The 16,658-nt window shown below is 40.5% G+C and carries 26 protein-coding genes and 1 tRNA gene; 21 read left to right on the top strand and 6 right to left on the bottom strand.

Annotated features, from left to right (window positions below):
- Nucleotides 1-2 precede the first annotated feature (2 nt).
- The 3 genes from LC455_RS17885 to LC455_RS17875 form a co-directional block, all read right to left on the bottom strand.
- Nucleotides 3-515, bottom strand: coding sequence for a YjcG family protein (locus LC455_RS17885; RefSeq protein ID WP_223592785.1), 513 nt, complete (start codon nucleotides 513-515; stop codon nucleotides 3-5).
- Nucleotides 516-654: 139 nt separating this feature from the next.
- Nucleotides 655-1,377, bottom strand: a complete 723-nt coding sequence (locus tag LC455_RS17880) for an alpha/beta hydrolase (protein ID WP_223592783.1) — start codon at nucleotides 1,375-1,377, stop codon at nucleotides 655-657.
- Between the two features lie 107 nt (nucleotides 1,378-1,484).
- Nucleotides 1,485-1,709, bottom strand: a complete 225-nt coding sequence (locus LC455_RS17875; RefSeq protein ID WP_223592782.1) for a hypothetical protein — start codon at nucleotides 1,707-1,709, stop codon at nucleotides 1,485-1,487.
- A gap of 164 nt (nucleotides 1,710-1,873) precedes the next feature.
- Between LC455_RS17875 and LC455_RS17870 the strand changes: the two genes are divergently transcribed.
- The 5 genes from LC455_RS17870 (at nucleotide 1,874) to LC455_RS17850 (ending at nucleotide 4,760) form a co-directional block, all read left to right on the top strand.
- Nucleotides 1,874-1,946, top strand: a tRNA-Val gene (locus LC455_RS17870).
- 165 nt (nucleotides 1,947-2,111) lie between these two features.
- Nucleotides 2,112-3,155, top strand: a complete 1,044-nt coding sequence (locus LC455_RS17865; RefSeq protein WP_263297832.1) for a tyrosine-type recombinase/integrase — start codon at nucleotides 2,112-2,114, stop codon at nucleotides 3,153-3,155.
- Nucleotides 3,156-3,426: 271 nt separating this feature from the next.
- Nucleotides 3,427-3,765, top strand: coding sequence for a YolD-like family protein (locus LC455_RS17860; RefSeq protein ID WP_223592781.1), 339 nt, complete (start codon nucleotides 3,427-3,429; stop codon nucleotides 3,763-3,765).
- A 249-nt stretch (nucleotides 3,766-4,014) separates the two neighbouring features.
- Nucleotides 4,015-4,242: a hypothetical protein gene (locus tag LC455_RS17855; RefSeq protein ID WP_223592780.1), complete on the top strand. Its 228-nt coding sequence runs from the start codon at nucleotides 4,015-4,017 to the stop codon at nucleotides 4,240-4,242.
- 332 nt (nucleotides 4,243-4,574) lie between these two features.
- Nucleotides 4,575-4,760, top strand: coding sequence for a hypothetical protein (locus LC455_RS17850; protein ID WP_223592779.1), 186 nt, complete (start codon nucleotides 4,575-4,577; stop codon nucleotides 4,758-4,760).
- A gap of 69 nt (nucleotides 4,761-4,829) precedes the next feature.
- On the opposite strand, the gene LC455_RS17845 is transcribed toward LC455_RS17850, so the two are convergent.
- The 3 genes from LC455_RS17845 to LC455_RS17835 form a co-directional block, all read right to left on the bottom strand.
- On the bottom strand, nucleotides 4,830-5,006 hold the full coding sequence (locus LC455_RS17845) for a hypothetical protein (protein ID WP_223592778.1): 177 nt from the start codon (nucleotides 5,004-5,006) through the stop codon (nucleotides 4,830-4,832).
- 138 nt (nucleotides 5,007-5,144) lie between these two features.
- A complete protein-coding gene (locus LC455_RS17840; RefSeq protein WP_223592777.1) occupies nucleotides 5,145-5,327 on the bottom strand; it encodes a hypothetical protein in 183 nt (60 codons plus the stop codon).
- Nucleotides 5,328-5,384: 57 nt separating this feature from the next.
- The gene (locus LC455_RS17835; protein WP_223592775.1) at nucleotides 5,385-5,585 is read right to left on the bottom strand and encodes a helix-turn-helix transcriptional regulator; all 201 of its coding nucleotides are present in this window, start codon (nucleotides 5,583-5,585) and stop codon (nucleotides 5,385-5,387) included.
- A gap of 414 nt (nucleotides 5,586-5,999) precedes the next feature.
- Between LC455_RS17835 and LC455_RS17830 the strand changes: the two genes are divergently transcribed.
- The 16 genes from LC455_RS17830 (at nucleotide 6,000) to LC455_RS17755 (ending at nucleotide 16,495) form a co-directional block, all read left to right on the top strand.
- On the top strand, nucleotides 6,000-7,172 hold the full coding sequence (locus tag LC455_RS17830) for an FtsK/SpoIIIE domain-containing protein (protein WP_223592774.1): 1,173 nt from the start codon (nucleotides 6,000-6,002) through the stop codon (nucleotides 7,170-7,172).
- Nucleotides 7,105-7,719, top strand: a complete 615-nt coding sequence (locus LC455_RS17825; protein WP_223592772.1) for a replication-relaxation family protein — start codon at nucleotides 7,105-7,107, stop codon at nucleotides 7,717-7,719. The genes LC455_RS17830 and LC455_RS17825 overlap by 68 nt, the downstream gene beginning before the upstream one ends.
- A gap of 15 nt (nucleotides 7,720-7,734) precedes the next feature.
- Nucleotides 7,735-8,169 (top strand): hypothetical protein, encoded by a 435-nt coding sequence (locus LC455_RS17820; RefSeq protein WP_223592771.1) that lies wholly within the window; start codon nucleotides 7,735-7,737, stop codon nucleotides 8,167-8,169.
- Nucleotides 8,166-8,768: a M23 family metallopeptidase gene (locus LC455_RS17815; RefSeq protein WP_223592770.1), complete on the top strand. Its 603-nt coding sequence runs from the start codon at nucleotides 8,166-8,168 to the stop codon at nucleotides 8,766-8,768. The genes LC455_RS17820 and LC455_RS17815 overlap by 4 nt, the downstream gene beginning before the upstream one ends.
- A complete protein-coding gene (locus LC455_RS17810) occupies nucleotides 8,720-9,022 on the top strand; it encodes a hypothetical protein (RefSeq protein ID WP_223592769.1) in 303 nt (100 codons plus the stop codon). Before LC455_RS17815 ends, LC455_RS17810 begins: the two co-directional genes overlap by 49 nt.
- Before the next feature lie 366 nt (nucleotides 9,023-9,388).
- Nucleotides 9,389-9,829: a helix-turn-helix domain-containing protein gene (locus LC455_RS17805; RefSeq protein ID WP_223592768.1), complete on the top strand. Its 441-nt coding sequence runs from the start codon at nucleotides 9,389-9,391 to the stop codon at nucleotides 9,827-9,829.
- Between the two features lie 238 nt (nucleotides 9,830-10,067).
- Entirely contained in the window at nucleotides 10,068-10,670 is a 603-nt protein-coding gene (locus LC455_RS17800) for a hypothetical protein (protein WP_223592767.1), read from the top strand.
- A 168-nt stretch (nucleotides 10,671-10,838) separates the two neighbouring features.
- Nucleotides 10,839-11,345, top strand: coding sequence for a hypothetical protein (locus tag LC455_RS17795; RefSeq protein ID WP_223592766.1), 507 nt, complete (start codon nucleotides 10,839-10,841; stop codon nucleotides 11,343-11,345).
- The gene (locus LC455_RS17790) at nucleotides 11,338-12,423 is read left to right on the top strand and encodes a serine/threonine-protein kinase (RefSeq protein ID WP_223592765.1); all 1,086 of its coding nucleotides are present in this window, start codon (nucleotides 11,338-11,340) and stop codon (nucleotides 12,421-12,423) included. The genes LC455_RS17795 and LC455_RS17790 overlap by 8 nt, the downstream gene beginning before the upstream one ends.
- Before the next feature lie 21 nt (nucleotides 12,424-12,444).
- Nucleotides 12,445-12,630: a hypothetical protein gene (locus tag LC455_RS17785; RefSeq protein ID WP_223592763.1), complete on the top strand. Its 186-nt coding sequence runs from the start codon at nucleotides 12,445-12,447 to the stop codon at nucleotides 12,628-12,630.
- Between the two features lie 111 nt (nucleotides 12,631-12,741).
- On the top strand, nucleotides 12,742-12,966 hold the full coding sequence (locus LC455_RS17780) for a helix-turn-helix domain-containing protein (RefSeq protein ID WP_223592762.1): 225 nt from the start codon (nucleotides 12,742-12,744) through the stop codon (nucleotides 12,964-12,966).
- Entirely contained in the window at nucleotides 12,966-13,151 is a 186-nt protein-coding gene (locus LC455_RS17775) for a hypothetical protein (RefSeq protein ID WP_223592760.1), read from the top strand. Before LC455_RS17780 ends, LC455_RS17775 begins: the two co-directional genes overlap by 1 nt.
- The gene (locus tag LC455_RS17770) at nucleotides 13,136-13,384 is read left to right on the top strand and encodes a hypothetical protein (RefSeq protein WP_223592758.1); all 249 of its coding nucleotides are present in this window, start codon (nucleotides 13,136-13,138) and stop codon (nucleotides 13,382-13,384) included. Before LC455_RS17775 ends, LC455_RS17770 begins: the two co-directional genes overlap by 16 nt.
- Before the next feature lie 615 nt (nucleotides 13,385-13,999).
- Nucleotides 14,000-14,395, top strand: a complete 396-nt coding sequence (locus LC455_RS17765; RefSeq protein ID WP_223592757.1) for a hypothetical protein — start codon at nucleotides 14,000-14,002, stop codon at nucleotides 14,393-14,395.
- Nucleotides 14,396-14,411: 16 nt separating this feature from the next.
- Nucleotides 14,412-15,200, top strand: a complete 789-nt coding sequence (locus tag LC455_RS17760) for a hypothetical protein (RefSeq protein ID WP_223592756.1) — start codon at nucleotides 14,412-14,414, stop codon at nucleotides 15,198-15,200.
- Between the two features lie 473 nt (nucleotides 15,201-15,673).
- Complete coding sequence (locus tag LC455_RS17755; RefSeq protein WP_223592755.1) at nucleotides 15,674-16,495, top strand: ATP-dependent DNA ligase; 822 nt, start codon at nucleotides 15,674-15,676, stop codon at nucleotides 16,493-16,495.
- Nucleotides 16,496-16,658: the final 163 nt, after the last annotated feature.

Here is a 16,658-nt window from a genome sequence, read left to right as displayed (position 1 = left end):
CATTATTCCTTTCCAAGACGAAATGTTTCATAAACCGTCCAAGAACCATTTTCTAATTGATATAGGAGATGGAAACGGTCAACTGTTTCTTCATGATTTAATTTAGTCATACGGAGTGAACCATATACATCGGAATGCTCATCATTGGATAGATTTTGACCAATTGTAATATGCGGGACAAAGGCATAATCTAAGTTTTGCTCGCTAAACTCTTGATTGATTTCGGCATGAAGAGCAGTTAACTCCTCTGTAGGATCTACTTTAAAATAAATAACATTATTAACAGGCTGAAATGAGCTGATTTTGGATGTTTTTAATGTGAAAGCATTTGTATTTCTGGCAATTTGCCGTAACTTTTCAGCAAATTCCTTTGCCTCTTCCTCAGTCGCATTAAATGAATTTTTTAATGTAAGATGTGGAGTAATTAGGGCATAATGCGGGTCATAGCGCTTTCTATAGGAATTAGCTAAATCCTGAAGCTTTTTGGATGGAAAAATAACAATGCCAAATTTCATAAGGATACCTCCATATAAGAAATTATTTTTATAGAAAAATAAATGCTTTATTTAGCCTTCCTAATATTATAGCAAATTTTCTAAATTTATTAAATAATATAAAATGAATCGATAACATTTTGGTTCGTTTGACATAAGTCTAAAATAGCATTTTCAGTGCTCGTCTTAGATCTGGCTGCCAATATGTCCATGTGTGATTTCCGTTAAATTCCTCATAAAAATATGTAAATGGTCTCTCTTTTAGCAGCTTGGAAAGCTGTCTATTAGGTGTTAGGAAGTCGCCTACTTTACCGTTCGTCATTTGCACTTCAGTCTCTTGCTTTCCTATGATATGGTAGATGTCTAAAAGCTGCGGTTCAGGCAAGTCAGCGACTAATTCTAACACTTTCTGGTCTACATAGGGAGATTGTAAAAGCACTTTTCCGAATGTGTGCGGATATTGAAGCGCTGTCATTAATGAAACAGTCGCACCCAGAGAATCTCCAATCAATGCTCTAGTTGAACCCATGTGATAAGTAGGGAATTCTTGATCTAAAAAAGGAACTAATTCATGGGCAAGGAAGCGGATGTAGGACTGTGTTTGTACACCTTCGGGGTGGTATTTTTTGCGGCGGTCTTCCACATTTTTATAGGGTACCCCAACAATTATTAAATTTTCAATTTCCTTTTCATAAAGATACTCGTCTGCTAAACGTCCAATCCTGCCAAGTTGAAAATAATCCCGGCCATCCTGGGCGATTAGCAGCGAGTATTTATATAATGGTGAAAAGTTTGCAGGCAGATAAATAAGCAGCTGCATTTCTTCTCCAAGCTCTTTGCTATAAATGGTAAGTTCTTTAATTGTTCCTTTTGGAAACTGCATGCGACAAAACCCCCAATAAATCGATAGAATACAACTGCATTTTATCATATCTTGAAAGGAAATGCTTTTAAGTTTGGGGACTAGCCAGAGGGAATTATGTGCAGTAGTTAGTGAAGGTAGCTTTTTTTAGGGCGGGATTCAGGCAGAATGGATAAGATATTTTCACGTCTAAAGGTTCGGATTTGTTTTCTAAGCAGGCAATAGGCACGAATGTATTCGTCGGATATTTCTTTAACGATTAATGATCGCTGTGATAATTCTTGATTTTCTGCAAGATAAATCATCTCTAAAGGAATATTTTCTTCAATTGAACGCATCAAAAGTCCATCCATGTAAATCGCTCCTTTCAATTTTCATAATATTATTATAACCGAACGTTAGTTCTTTATTCAATAATAAAAGGAACATATGTTCTAGTCTGTTTGATAAATTTTTTCCGAAAAAGTTATTGACATTCTATAAAATTTTTATATAATTAAATTTGTACTTAATAATTGATCTGTTAGCTCAGCTGGGAGAGCGCAACCTTGACAGGGTTGAGGTCGGGGGTTCGAACCCCTCACAGGTCATCCGGACGGTAGAAACGTTGATATGACGGTGTTCTACCGTTTTTTATTTCCGCTGACTTATGCGTTGACTTAATCGCAGGGTAGCGCTCCTATTTGCGACAGGGTAGCGCTGGGTTTATGCGTCTTTTGTTCCGTTGACTTAACCGAACAGGGGGCGTTTTTATTTTGGCAGACATACGAACTGGCAAGCGTGTTAAAAACGTAAGAACATTACGGAAGACAGCGCACAACTTAGATTCTTTATTTCAATCGTTCAAGGCGATTAAACGTGCGGAGGGTAGAGCTGCAGGTACGCTTAATCAATACGAAGATAATTACGGGTATTTTATCGAGTATCTTGATCGACACGATATTAAGCGGTCAGTAAAGGAAATTACGAAGGATACAATTCGCGATTATATAGTTTATATGCGCGATAAATGGGTGAAATTCGAGGATCATAAGTTTAAGCCTGAAGATTCGATGACGGTGGGACTGTCGCCATCGACGATTAATACTCGACTAAAGACATTGCGCGTTATGTTTAAGTGTTTGCTCGACGAAGGGTTAATCGACAGCAATCCGATGGAAGGCATTAAGAACGTCAGCGAGCCGGAGGAGGAAATCGTCGTATTAAATGCTGATGAATTGAAACGGCTGCTTAACGTGCCTAATCAGCGTCATTATGCAGAGTTTCGCGATTATGTGCTGATGCACTTCCTTATCGACGGAATGACACGGATTAGTGAAACGTTAGGGCTTAAACATTCCGATATTGATTTCGCAACCAGGACGGCCACAATACCGGCCAGCATAGCGAAGAGTAGGAAGGCACGGACTATACCGCTTCAAGCAGTAACGGCCCGCTTATTGAAGGAATTAATTACGGAGAACAAGGCGGACTTTGACAGCGAATTTATCTTTCTTTCAAACTACGGAGAGCAATTAACGCGCGATCATTTCCGCAATAGATTGAATGGATACGCTAAGAAGGCCGGGATAACTAAGAATGTGCATCCGCATCTATTCCGGCATACTGCAGCGACTATGTTCCTGGAATCAGGCGGAGATATCCGACACTTACAATTATTGCTCGGTCATGCGGACCTTCGCGTTGTATTGCGATATACGCATTTATCGAAGGAATCGTTAATCAATCAGCACGAAAAGTATTCCGCAATGAATCAGATAACCGGAAAGCTGAATAAACCGCGAAAGATTAAGCGATAACCATGCGTCACCTTAACCGGTGGCGTTTTTCATTTGTTTGTCATATTATCTTCCTTAAAAGCCCTATATGCCAAATAAATCAAAGTAAAAGTCATTGATGACAAAACAAACAATAGGGTATAAACGGTATTAATAACATGATAATAAATCCAATCGAGCATTTACTTTCTCCTTAAACAATGTGATGAAGATTAGTATTTCCTTTTTATTAAAAAGTTTTCATTTACATACAGAACGTTTGTTCGTGTATAATAATATCGAGGTGATTTTTATGGCGATACGTGATCGCGGTAAAATTAAATGGAATCCAGCGTCGTTTATGCCGGAAGGGTTTGCTATGCAACGTGAAATGTTTAAGGACCAGGAGCGCTTAGCAAAGCCGAAATTAGACGAATACCAAGCGGAAGAGTTTGACCTACGGATAGCCTACGCAATGGAATACGGCCATTCTGTGAGGCTTAGCGTGTGGTCTGACGGCTTTACTACGGAGATAGTTGGCCGCATTCATTACGTGGATCCTATAACGCATGAGCTGCGGATAGAAGTAAAGGCGTGTGAGATTGAGCGGGTGGCTTTCGATATGGTTGTCGGAGTGAAGGTCGTTAGTTAATCGGAAACTTCATCGCTCCATAGTAAAAATAATATATACGAAGTAGATACCCATAAACAGACATACTAACCATAACAATATATCGTTGAGCTTGGACATACATCTAACCTCCCTATATCTATCGTTTATCATAAGCGATAAAATATACAAAGAGAAATCGGGTGCGTTAGTTAATACCGACATTACCTAGTGTAATACTCGGATATATAATAGAAGGAACTAGGCATAACGAAGAATAGGCGGGTTAGGTTGCGTAAGGTACCGAAGGATACGAAGGCCTACTGTCGGGGATATGGCGGTGCGCCTTTCGTCTGGTCAAAACGTTACATATTCGCAATATCATCAGCACGAAGCGCCTGGGGCGGAAGGTGGTCCAGAACTCACGGGGTAGGCCGGATCATAACGGTAGGCATGCCGCAGTTACAATATCGACCGCTTAGTCGTTATGCATTAATACCGGGAAATACTCCGCAATAATGCCGGCATAACCGCGCCAGTATACGGATGTATAGGATAGTGCATATCGCCTTTATCTGCGTAACGATTTAACGTTGATATAACAACGATCTGATATCGCATAATTGCAGATAATCTATATTTTACGCAGTTTTGTTGAATATTGATTCATCGTTATACATTCGTGATGATTACGATTTAATATCCAATAGGAATAATATGAATTTCCCCAAGCCCACGTCCAAAAAGCCTGTCATTTGACGACTCTAATTAGCGCACAATTTTTCTAACTCAGGTGTCTAAAATATCTTTACATTCCCGAAAATTCTGATATTATAACAGGGGGTGAAAACATGAACATTTCAGAATTACTCGGATTACGTTTTCCTTACGACAACCTAATCGAAGCCCGAGTCGATAAGAGTCCAGATGAATTAGTCGTAAGCGATAACGGCCGCACGTTTTATATTGTGTCGCGTGAGTTATCCGATAAACTAAAACCACACGGATACGAAATCGTAGTAACAGACGGAGAGTAATTTGCTCTCCGTTTTTTATTTCGTAAAAATAGCGCCCGACTCAACGAAAGCCAGACGCCTCAACGCTAACTACTTCGGAATTTCTGCCGACTCGAAAGCATTATCAATCGCAGCTTCTTCGCTTTCACCGCATCCAATTACTCCGATCCCATTCTCATAATCCGTTACTAGCGCTTCGTAATTTCCGTTATCAATCTGATATGTAGCAATCCTAACCGTACCGATCTCTCGTATCTTCACAGGCATCCGCATTCACCTCGCTTCCTACGTTAAAGTATTCGGCTAAGGTAGGATGATTCCCGCTATTAATATTGACAGTTCCGTGACATTCGCTACTTCCAATATGACATTAAAACCCCGCCTATTAAGACGGGGCCTTTCTTATTAATCTGCGTTTTCAGAGTCAATTTCTTCTAATTGGTTAGATGAATAAACGTAATTGCCTATGTCACCGTCTAATCTTATTGTAACCATGCTGCCGCTAACTTCTTCTACGGTTCCTTCTCTTGTATAGTGGTCATCTTTAGGATCGATAACAGTTACTCGAACGCTATTTCTTAAACTCATATCAACACCTCCCCTAGGTAAATTTACCATAAATGGTGAGATATGGGTAGTACAACGTTATTCCGCTTCAAATCTATATAAATCGTCCACTTTCACGCCTAACAATGCCGCCAGTTTAAATAATTGCGGTGCAGTAGGGTACGTTTTCCCCGTACACCAATTCGATAGGGTATTCCGCGAAACTTCCATATGTTTCTGAATATGGTCCCGTCTATATCCCGACTCTTTTATCCGTTCGCCTATTACGCTAATTATCATAGTAGATCACCTACGTATATAATTCGACACGTCTCGTCCTTATCCTTTCACAAATTCGCGGAGATATTTTGCACAAAATTTTGGTATGGACCTGCAATATTGGGCGGAATTCCCATAGACTCTACTATACGCATTAACAATCGGCAGCATCACGGAAGGGCGAAGGGTAGAAAGTCGCCTCTATCCTTTCGACATGAACAGTCCTATTATTCGCTTCCACTATGCGTATCTATTACAACTATCACTACGTGATTAAGGAAGGAGCGTGGCGATTTGTTATTCGAAGTATTGACCACCGGCAGCATGCTCGGAGTGCTGGGCGCAAGTTACTATTATAAGACGAACTTGAACGACGACAGCGATAAGATTCTCAAGATTGCGGAGAACTGCGGCCTGTACAAAAAGGACGATAAGATGCGCCTCTATCGACGCAACTATAATAAGGCCGGCAAATATACGGAATATGTCTTTAAGATTCCGCTAGGGCTCGAGCTGAAAGATTTCGTCGATAAGCACGGCAAATTTAAAGACGGCCTCAATAATCGCAGTGCCAGGCGGATCAATTTAAAAGACTTCCGCAATCTGAAATTTGACGCTACCTTGCCGAAGCAAATCCGGGCGATATTAGAGAACCGCGTCCAGCTGAGTAAGGAAATCGAGATGGAATACGACGGCATGCTTATCATGCGCGTTTATGACGAAGGGCTTCAGCAAAGTTACGATCTTACACCGGAAATTATTAAGGCCGCTAAATCGTGGCAGGTGCCGCTCGGTGTGACGCTTAAAGGTCAGGTCGTCCATGATTTCGAAAAGGGTCCGCATATTTTGATTGGTGGAGCTACGGATATGGGCAAGAGCAACATTCTAAACGTCATTATCACGGTGCTGCTTTCGAATCAACCGGAAGACGTCGAGTTTACACTGATCGACTTAAAAGGCGGCCTCGAGTTCGGCATTTACGAAAATCTGCCGCAAGTAAAGAACTTCGCAACCAATGCGGAAGAGGCTAAGACGGCACTGGAAAACGTTAAGGACGAAATGGAGCGCATGTTTAATAAACTGCGGAGCACTGGCAAAAAGAACGTAAAGGCTTTAGGCGTAACCAAGAGGCATTTCGTAATAATCGATGAATCGGCAGAATTAAGCAGCTCAGGCGAACAGGATCGGGAGGAAAAGGCGCTAAAAATCGAATGTGAGAACTTAATAAAGGATATTGCCAGGCGCGGAAGAGCTAGCGGTATACGGCTCTTATATTGCACGCAGTATCCAACGGCTGAAACGGTAAGCAGTCAAGTTAAGCGAAACCTAATTACTCGTATTTGTCTGCCGGTCGATACTGCGACAGCAAGCACCGTTGTATTAGACGAAGGCGGAGCGGAGGACTTACCGCTAATACAAGGAAGGGCCATCTATAAACGCAACCGTTGTACGCAAATGCAGGCTTATTATATAAGCGATGAAATTATCGATAAGACCGTAAAGCCGTTAATACGAATCAGACCGCGTAAGGAGGAACGTTATGTACCACTCAGAAAGGAAACGCCAGAAAAGGGAGGAAGCTATACTACTCGATTTGAAGAAACTTGACTATCTGACGCGGAGCCAAATTCAGCGCTTGCACAATTTAAAAAGCGACCGGAATGCTCAGCGCGTCTTAAAGCAAATGGAGGAATATGTAAGCGTGATGCGAAGCGGTGAGAACATTTATTATCTTAACGCAAAAGGGCGGGCAGTCGTTAACTGCGATAAGGTCCGAAAGAGCACCGGCAATGTGCAGCACTATATAATGCGCAACTATATTTATATCGACTATGGCTGCCCGCCAAGTTGGAAGAATGAGGTGCGAATTGTAAGCGAAGGAAAGACCAAGAAGGATAAGGTCGTATGTGTTCCGGATGCTCTCTTTAAAAAAGGCGATCAATACGTAATAGTCGAGGTCGATAACACGCAAACGATGAAAAAGAATCATGCGAAAATTGTGCGGTATCGGATATTAAAAGAGCGGCTTGCTTTCGGAATGATGGCGCCTAAATTTATCTGGATTACAACGACGGAGCACAGGCGACAAGAATTATTGAAATTAAGCGAAGGGCTTCAGACGCAAGTATTTACAATGGCGGATTTTAACGCATAGGAAGGGGAAATCAGCATGTTTAGACGCAAAGAAGAGGTTTATTCCATTAAGGAGTTTATGAATAAGGATGTGCGCGACGTCGCGCAAGGTTTAACCGAAAAGGAAAAGAAGGCATTCTTAGAAACTGGCATCTTAATTCCGTTAGCAGTTGCGCCATTCTTGAAAGTTAAGGCGGCATTCGCGGCCGAAGCGATTCCGGTATCTGCAGCGGCAGCCACTAGCGCAATGTACGGCAGAATGGTTCACGCATTTGATCCGTTAGTTACTCTTATCCAGGCGCTAGCTTATCCGGTTGCAATGGTCGTTGTACTTGGCGGAGCACTCTTCATTATGATCGGCAATAAGGAGAAGGGCTTTAGCATGATGCAAGGCGCAGGCCTTGGATACGTGCTCGTACAGATGACACCAATGGTTCTTAACATTCTCGTAGAGGCGATGAAGGCGCTATGATAGTCCGGATAACAAGTAAATTTGGCGCGGTCGATGCGGTCCATAAAACGCCTCATACTGGCGTTGACATCGCGATAACTGAAGGAACGACGCTCAGGGCGCTAGGCGAGGGTGTAGTCGACCGTATTTATGACGGCTCAGCTAATATCGGCAAAGGGCTATCGATTAAACTCGACGACGGTACGCAGCTTATTTACGGCCATATGAACGAAGTAAAGGCGCGGATAGGTGAACACGTTCATGCTGGAGAAATTATCGGACTCAGCGGCAATACGGGGAATTCGACGGGACCGCATTTGCATCTCGGAATGAAGGCGACCGATGGGAGCTGGCTCGATCCGACTCACCTTGCTGATAAAGTAGCGAATGTAAATTGGATTAACGGACCAATAACGCAAATATGGGGGTTATTACGTGAAAAAGTATCGGAAATTACCATTGACGGCTTTACTGATTATCTTGCGGATTTTATTGTGGCATTCCCCGTTATCGCCGTTGTTAGCGGTGGCGTGTATGCTCTTGTTAGGATTCTTAGTAAAGGCGGTGCAACATGGGCTGCGATAGGTACGATGATTTATGGCTTATTAATCGTCAAATAAAAATGACTCAGGCTTATTTGTCGGAGTATTCTTCTTTTACTAACGAAAAGCAATTAAAAGAAACGCTCCAGTACCGTCGTGTTATCAAGGATGAACTGGCGAAGCTTATGCCGGTTTATAATATGCTGCGGGCTGAGGTCGGCAAAGTTAACGAACAATATGATTGGGCCATTCGAAAAGGCTACGAGCTGAGACAATCGTTAAATGTTACGCTTGGAATTGAAGAAGTATTAGCGGCATTGGATGTCGGCTAAATAACGAAGATAGATCGTTTTCCTGGAATGGAAGGCGGTCTATTTTTTATTACATTTTTGTTACAATTCCCGAAAAAGCGTCCGATTTCACAATCTCATGCGACATACGTAGTAGGAGGCTGCGCGGATATGTATGCTAATGCGTCATAAATAGTGTAAACAAATTTGTCCGAAAACGGAAACAGCCACGGCAATCTACTTGAATAGAAAAATTTTTTTAATTGAAGAGCCCGATTCTAAAGGGGTTGACAGTATCCTTGCTAAAATGACCTGCGCGGATTCGTCTGCTCATCCTTATTTATTAATGTAGGGTTTCTCCGCGGCTCGCCCGCGTTCAAAATCAAAATTTAACGGAGGGGATACGAAATGGAAAGAAAGGTTTACGACAAAACTTCGCCAACGGAAGGAGGGAAACATTTTATACCGCTACCAAGCGACACCAGGCATTACGTTCATCACGATAAAATGAACGCCGGCAAGTTATTTTTATATGCGTTAATTATCGATTACTACAATCCGCAGGATGGATGTGCATATCCGTCCGTCGAAACTTTATCCGTCAAATACGGTAAGGTGCCGGACACTACAAGCGGACATCTCGATGACTTGAAGGAAGTCGGGCTGATCGATTTTCCAGAAAAGGGCTATTATGTACCGCTTGTTCCTTTAAGCCAGGAAGAATTCTTTAAATCGTTTCCTAAAGCGGAAGAGAATTACAAAACATCAATTAAGCGAAGTGATACAAGACGTAAGGCTGCGGCTGAACGGATGCGAAAATGGAGACAGGAAAATGGTTACACGGATTGACAATTTCCTGTACACCTAATCAACAAGGATAACAAGTCTGTCATTTAGGTGTTAACTAGATTTAATGAACGATACTTAAAACGAGATTTAAAAAGATTGCGACTCATTTCATTCGTCGCTACGCTATAAAGATATCGCATATATGGTATTTGTTGAAGGAATTCTTTTCTAAAAGAAAACAAGAGAAAAGCGTTCACCTAATTGACCGTGTAACGCTTTTAAAGGGGGATGACGATTGATGGATAAAAACGAAGGAGCAATACTGCAAGTAAAGAAGCGCCTGAATAGAATAAAAATTAAGATCGACGCCAAGTTTACAGACATTAACTGGTTAAAGGAGGAGACCGACGACATTATCGAGGAATACATTAGAATTGGCGGCTATCATCCTATATCGGAAATACCGAGAGAATTGTCGTTGATGAGCATGTTACTGGCCAAGACACACGAAAATATTGAACGGCTGAACATTACGCGACGATCACGCGAAGAGTGGGACGAAATAGAGCAGCAATTTATTCCACCAATACCGCTTGATATTCCAGAAGGTTTTAAGGTTTGCGGATGTTGGAACTGCAACCGGCTATTTAAACTACAGGGAAAAAATAAATATTGTTCGGATACTTGTCGTCAGGAACAGGAGGACGCAAAAAAGCGATTTAAGAAAACTGGCACCTATCTCGCACCTTATCGGGATAAATACCGGCCTAAACGAGACGAGACACCGGAGAGAATCCGGAAGGAAAAAGAAATTCACTTAACCGAAAAAATGTCGAAGAGGATGCCGACAATCGAGTTCGGGATTAATGGAAAAATAAAGAATAAATATAAGGTTATTTGAAAAAGGGAAAAAATCCGAATATATGAGGGCAAATAACAAGATGGCCAGTTGTTATTACCCTAATCGCTCTAGTCTATATGACTAGTGCCTTTTTGTGTGGCAAGCAGGAAAATCCTCCTATTAATCTTGAATTATGGTAATATATAGAAGAGAATGGAGGAGAAACAGATGAAGGCAATTGGTATTAGGGCTGAGCCTACTGAAATATATTATGCAATTGTGGAAACTAACCCTGAAGATCCCACTGATTTTAGGTATTCTTTACAAAAATTAAAGCTTCCAATAGCTCTAAGTAATGATATTCCACGACAGCTGTCATACATTAGAACTACATTGTTCTCAATTATTTGTGAGTATGAAGTAAGCTACGCTGGATTAAGAACTGCGGAAGGATCTGCACAAACCCCAAGCATATTTAGAATGAACATTGAGGGTGTTATACAAGAATTATTTTCAAACAGTACAATAAAGAAGTATTTCACAGGTACTTTTACTTCTATTGCCGCAAGGGTGAATAGCACTAGTACAGAGATAAAAAACTGCTGTAAAGGTAAGACTAATTTGTTAAACGTTGATAAATGGAACAATATTAATTCTAACCACAGAGAATGCTTATTTGCAGCTCTTGCATCAATTAATTATAAAATTAATACAGAGGTACCAGCCAATGATTAAGGTTAATCACGTTAAACCACAGTTATCTTTAGATCAATGGAAACCAATAGGGGCGGTTGAAGGAAGAAATTCAGAAGTATGGATTGCACGGGATACGCAACTAGAACAGGTTCTAATTCTAAAAAAAATCACAAAAAAATCTTTAGATAAGCAAAATGTTGAAGATTATTTTTCGGAGGCTAAAATACTAAATGAAAGTAATCATCCTCACATTATGCCTATATTTTATTCTGCAGAAGATGAGGAAAATGTTTATATAACTATGCCTTATTACAATAATGGTTCATTAAACACCATTATTGACAGTGCCAGTCTAACAATAAGGGAGATAATAAAATACTCCTTGGATTTTTTATCTGGCTTACTTTTTATACATATTAAAGGCCTGCTTCACTTAGATATAAAGCCAACTAATATTATTATTAACGATATTGATCGTGCAGTATTAACAGATTTTGGCTTATCAAAATATTTAGATGAAAATGGATTTGCTGATCAAGAGTGGCAATATGTTCAACATAGATCACCTGAGTCTTATACCACATCAAAGAAAACAGTACTTGACGATATTTATCAAGCTGGCTTAACCTTGTATCGGTTATGCAATGGTAATGAAGAATTTAAGATTCAGTTTGAAAATCTAAAATTAAAACACCACGCTGATCATAGCAAAATGATGAAAAGTATAACAAAGGGTGAGTTTCCAAATAGAAAAAAATATTTACCCCATATTCCAGTTAAACTGCGTAGAATTATTAATAAAATGATTCATCCCGATGTAAATATAAGGTATCAGGATGTCTTATCCATAATTAATGATCTCAGTAAAATAGGCGAGACATTAGATTGGAAGTGTGGTATAATCAAAAGGGAACAAGAGTTCGAATTTGTATATGATAACGGTAAATCGGTAATTACTATAAATCTAATACAAAGTTCCAATAAGTACTTAACATCAGGAACGAAATATATTTATGAAAGTAAAAAACGTACAAATGTTAATAAAGTTAAAAAAACTCACAATTCTTTAGAAAAGGCTTTTGAATTTCTTGAAAACAATTTCCCTAAATACTCATAAACTCTATAAGGAGGTTTGATAATGGAATTTAAAAAAGCTAGTGAATTATCTCGCAAATACTTAGCAAATCCACATCAGAATAAATCCTTTTTAGAGCGTCTAAAAAATAATAACTCAATCGATCTTCGTGACAATTGTTACGTTATTGACCTAGGTAATGGGTATAACAGTTTTAAGCCAATTGATAAAAGTAAATATTTTGAATAGAATTGACCTCCTTATTTTAATTTGGAGGTCTTTTTTAGTATTAAAAGGTACTGGTCATTTTGATCAGGCCTTTTTTATTTATTGAAATTTTATGAAAGGAGATGAAGTAAGTTGAACGGTAAGACTTTACAAATTTTACGCTATCGTTCGAACCTGTCTATTAAAGAAATGGCTGATAAGCTAGGAATCAGCGAGTCATTATTAACAAAGATAGAAGCAGAATTTACACCGATTTCAACACGGGTAAAAACGCGTATCTTAACGGCTTGCGAAGTTGACGAAGGCCTATTCGAAATTGTTAGTAAGATGCGACTATTCGATGAGGAGCTGAACTAATGGACTATGAAATTATTAAAATTCATCTGTATCTCGGAAACAATTATATAGACACAAAAGAGGCAAGATTTTACTCAAACGGTAAGCTGGAATACTTCCCGGAGCCCGAATATGACGATGAAGAGGACTTGGACGAGCAAGTGTCAGAAAAGGACGAGGAGGAAATAAGGTGTATGACGAGTTAGACCCAATTGATTTGTTTTTTCATTCAGTAATTGAATTTGTCGAAAGTTACACGGTGTTTAGCAACTTCAAAAAGATGGATGAAGCCACGAAAGCAAAGTACGTCGAGAAGCTCACTATCATGATCGTGTTTGCAACTTCACCGCGCAAGAATTACGACATTAGCATGGACACCATTCGCCTTGCAGTAAGGGATATCCTCGATAAGAAAGCGAGTGAGTTGCAGGATGAATAAACTTCAACGATTTTTCTCGGATAATTGCGCCACATACGACATTAACGGCAAATGTTATCTTGAAACTGGTGCCAACGGCGACAGGACCTGCGTTTACTTTCGGGAAAATGGCGGGCGCTGCTCCTACGCTGAACAAAGCGTTATTCCAGGTGATCACTCAATCGAGGTTCTTTATTGGTCGGAGCGAGGTGTAACCATGTCCGGGGATTTTTGCGAATCATGCTTGCAGCCGTTCGAAAGGAAAAGCAACCGGCAGCGCTACTGCAAGAAATGCGGAGAGATTGCCGAAAGAGAAAATCGTCGTCAAAGGGACCGAGAATATAAGGCGAGAAAACGACGGTTTAAGGACTAAAATAAGTGATATGAGCGTCATTATCGCCGATATTAGCGGTTTAACTGATGCGGTAATGCAATAAGACTATGATACTACTTTTTACATTCTAAATGGTGGAAACGGAGGAGATTTAATTAGTCGTAGGAACGCAAAGGCTGCTCGTATTGATAATATGAAACAGTTTGAGAAAAGGAAGTACAAACGCAAAAATAGTCCAAATAGTCGTAAAGTCAAAGATTGGACGGATTATTTATTCGCTACATTTCAGGAGAGGAATCCTAATGACCGAAAGAAGTAAAGTAACATGCGTTTACCTTACTGTAAATGACCGAGGTTATGGCGACGGCTATTCGGCTGGTTGTGAGCTTTGGAAAGAAGATTCAGTTTACTGCATTTTCTCGTTATACCTATCTAAAGCGAAATATAAAAACAAAACAAAAGCTTTACGGCATGTAATCTCATTAGTTTTAAGTGAAATCGATGAGCAGGCAGAGGTAATACTGTTCTATTCTCCAATGAAACACTTTTTTCAAGTAAAGAGGCTGCACAAAATGACTGATGAATTAAAAAAAGGTAAAGACGTTCGCTACTTTAAAGCTGAGCGCATACCGGAATCGGTCCACGCCTTAGAACTAGACGCATCTATGAGGCAAGAAGACATTATTGAACATTTATAAAAAGGGGAGATATTGAATGAGCAAAATCGAAAAGATTAAAAGTTTAGTAGGTAAAGCGCAAGAACTGCAGCAGGATACGACTAGGATGTACCGTTTATTTCAAGAGGATATTATTCAGAAACAATCTCAAATCAAACTTAATGACGAGTATACCGAAAAAGGCAAGCAGAAGCTGATAGAGTCACTTAAAGCACGAAAGACAGTCGAGTTTCTTAAAAGTGCCCGCCATCTTCAAACCGAATTTAAGAAGAATTTGACGGCTGCAAAAAAGGAAGCTGAGTCCATTGTTTACGGCAAAATTCCGCAAGTTGATCCGGATAAGATGGAGCGCTTTAAGAATCGATTTAATGAGGTAAAGACGGAGATTTTACTTGCGTCTTCGGCACGCAGAAAAAAGGATATTCTTGAAGAGTTCCTCGGCAATGTCGACGAACCTGGTCTTGCGGTAGTTGTAAAAAATGAGTTTGACGAGGTAATTAAGCCGATTTTGGACGAAGCGGGTACAGATGGGATGAAGTTTCGAAATGACCTAAACAGAGCATTCGAGGACTTAAAAGTGCGCTCAATGGATCCGGAGGCGATAGAGGCGATTCAAATTATCGAGTATACAGATGCGGTCATGAATAGCAGATACTTCAGCCCTATGGTAGAGCAGAACGTGCAACAAGTCCTCGGTAGGACGGCTCATATGTACATGGAGCGACCTGACGAATACTTCGAACAGAATCCCGAGGAGGATACGCCGGAATCGCCTTTCCGCTCTATTCAAGAAATAGAAGAGGAAGAAGAGGCTAAGAAACTTTAATTAAAGGAGAAGATGAAAATGCGTCACGGTAATAGAATTGTTGCATCGTCTTGAAGTAGCGGAAAAGGAAACCAAACATTTTCATTCCCGGTATTCCAAGTCCGTTTGATCGTTAATTGTTACGATAATCCTTTAACATTGAAATACAAGACTTATAGAAACTTATACGAAACATTTACCTTATATCCTGGCGAATGTTTTGACGAAGATACGGAACCGTTCAAAGAGTTACAAATTACAGCCGACGACAACACTCGATGGCAATTCACTGGCTATTGTGACCTTGACGGATATCCGTATTTAGTCAGCACGTACTAATATTATATGGTGATGAAGCGCGAATTTGCCATTGTTTATCGCGTGGAGCTCCTGATGTTGGCGCCTTTTTCCGGGCGTCCTTTTTATTTTCCTTCCAACAGTCTCCTAATCTTCCATAATACTTATCGTGGTACAATTGTATTGAGGTGTTTACTATGTTTATCTCACCAATGTTACTGCATAAATCAGATCAACCGTTCGATGATACCGAGTATATAAGTGAACTTAAGCTCGACGGTATCCGATTAATATATTCCGTGGACGATACAGGTAAAGTTCGCCTGTACTCCCGACACAATAACGAAATAACCGCGAAGTTCCCCGAACTTCAAAATCTTAGTATACCGCCTGGGACCGTACTCGATGGCGAGTTAATCGTTAGCGGAAACGATGGCAAGCCGGACTTCGAAGCGATGATGAGTCGGTTTATGAGTTCACGTGATAAAACTCCCGTTACTTTCGTAACCTTTGACGTCATTCAGCACGAAGGGGAACGCGTCACAAAACTTCCGTTGCTCGAGCGCAAGGAATTACTTGCTGACATTGTTCCAACGGATACAGCGTTAATTGCCAAGACGCAATTCATCGAAGGCCATGGCGAGGCTTATTTTGAAGCTATCAAGGCGCAAGCACTGGAAGGTATCGTCTTAAAGCGAAAGGATTCTCGATATGAAGTCGGCAAGCGGTCGCATTCGTGGTTAAAGGTTATTAATTACCAATATGCCAATGTGCATGTCGTGGGCTACCGCAAGCAGCCGAAAGACTTCGGATGGCTGCTTCAATTTGACGATGGCCGGTATGCGGGCGTTATGGAGCTCGGTGTGCCTGCGAAGGAACGTGCGAAGGTTTATAACTCGCAGATAATCAGCGAAAACAAAGACTTTGCGTACATTGAGCCGCTCAAATGCCGAGTAAAATATCGCAATTTAACAAAGGCGGGTTTATTGAGGCTGCCAAGTTTTTTAGAGTGGGTTTAACGCCCACTCTTTTTTGATCTCTTATTCAACTAAAGCACCCGTTAGTTGAAGAAGACTAAATGACATTAGATAATACTTTCCCTTTTAATGTCAATCAAATCTGGGTCTAGTTCTTCAAGTTTATCTTCGAATTCTTCCCAACCATTTTGTCTAATAAATTCTG

The organism is Neobacillus bataviensis (assembly GCF_019969725.1).
This window is presented reverse-complemented; position numbering and strand designations above follow the sequence as displayed.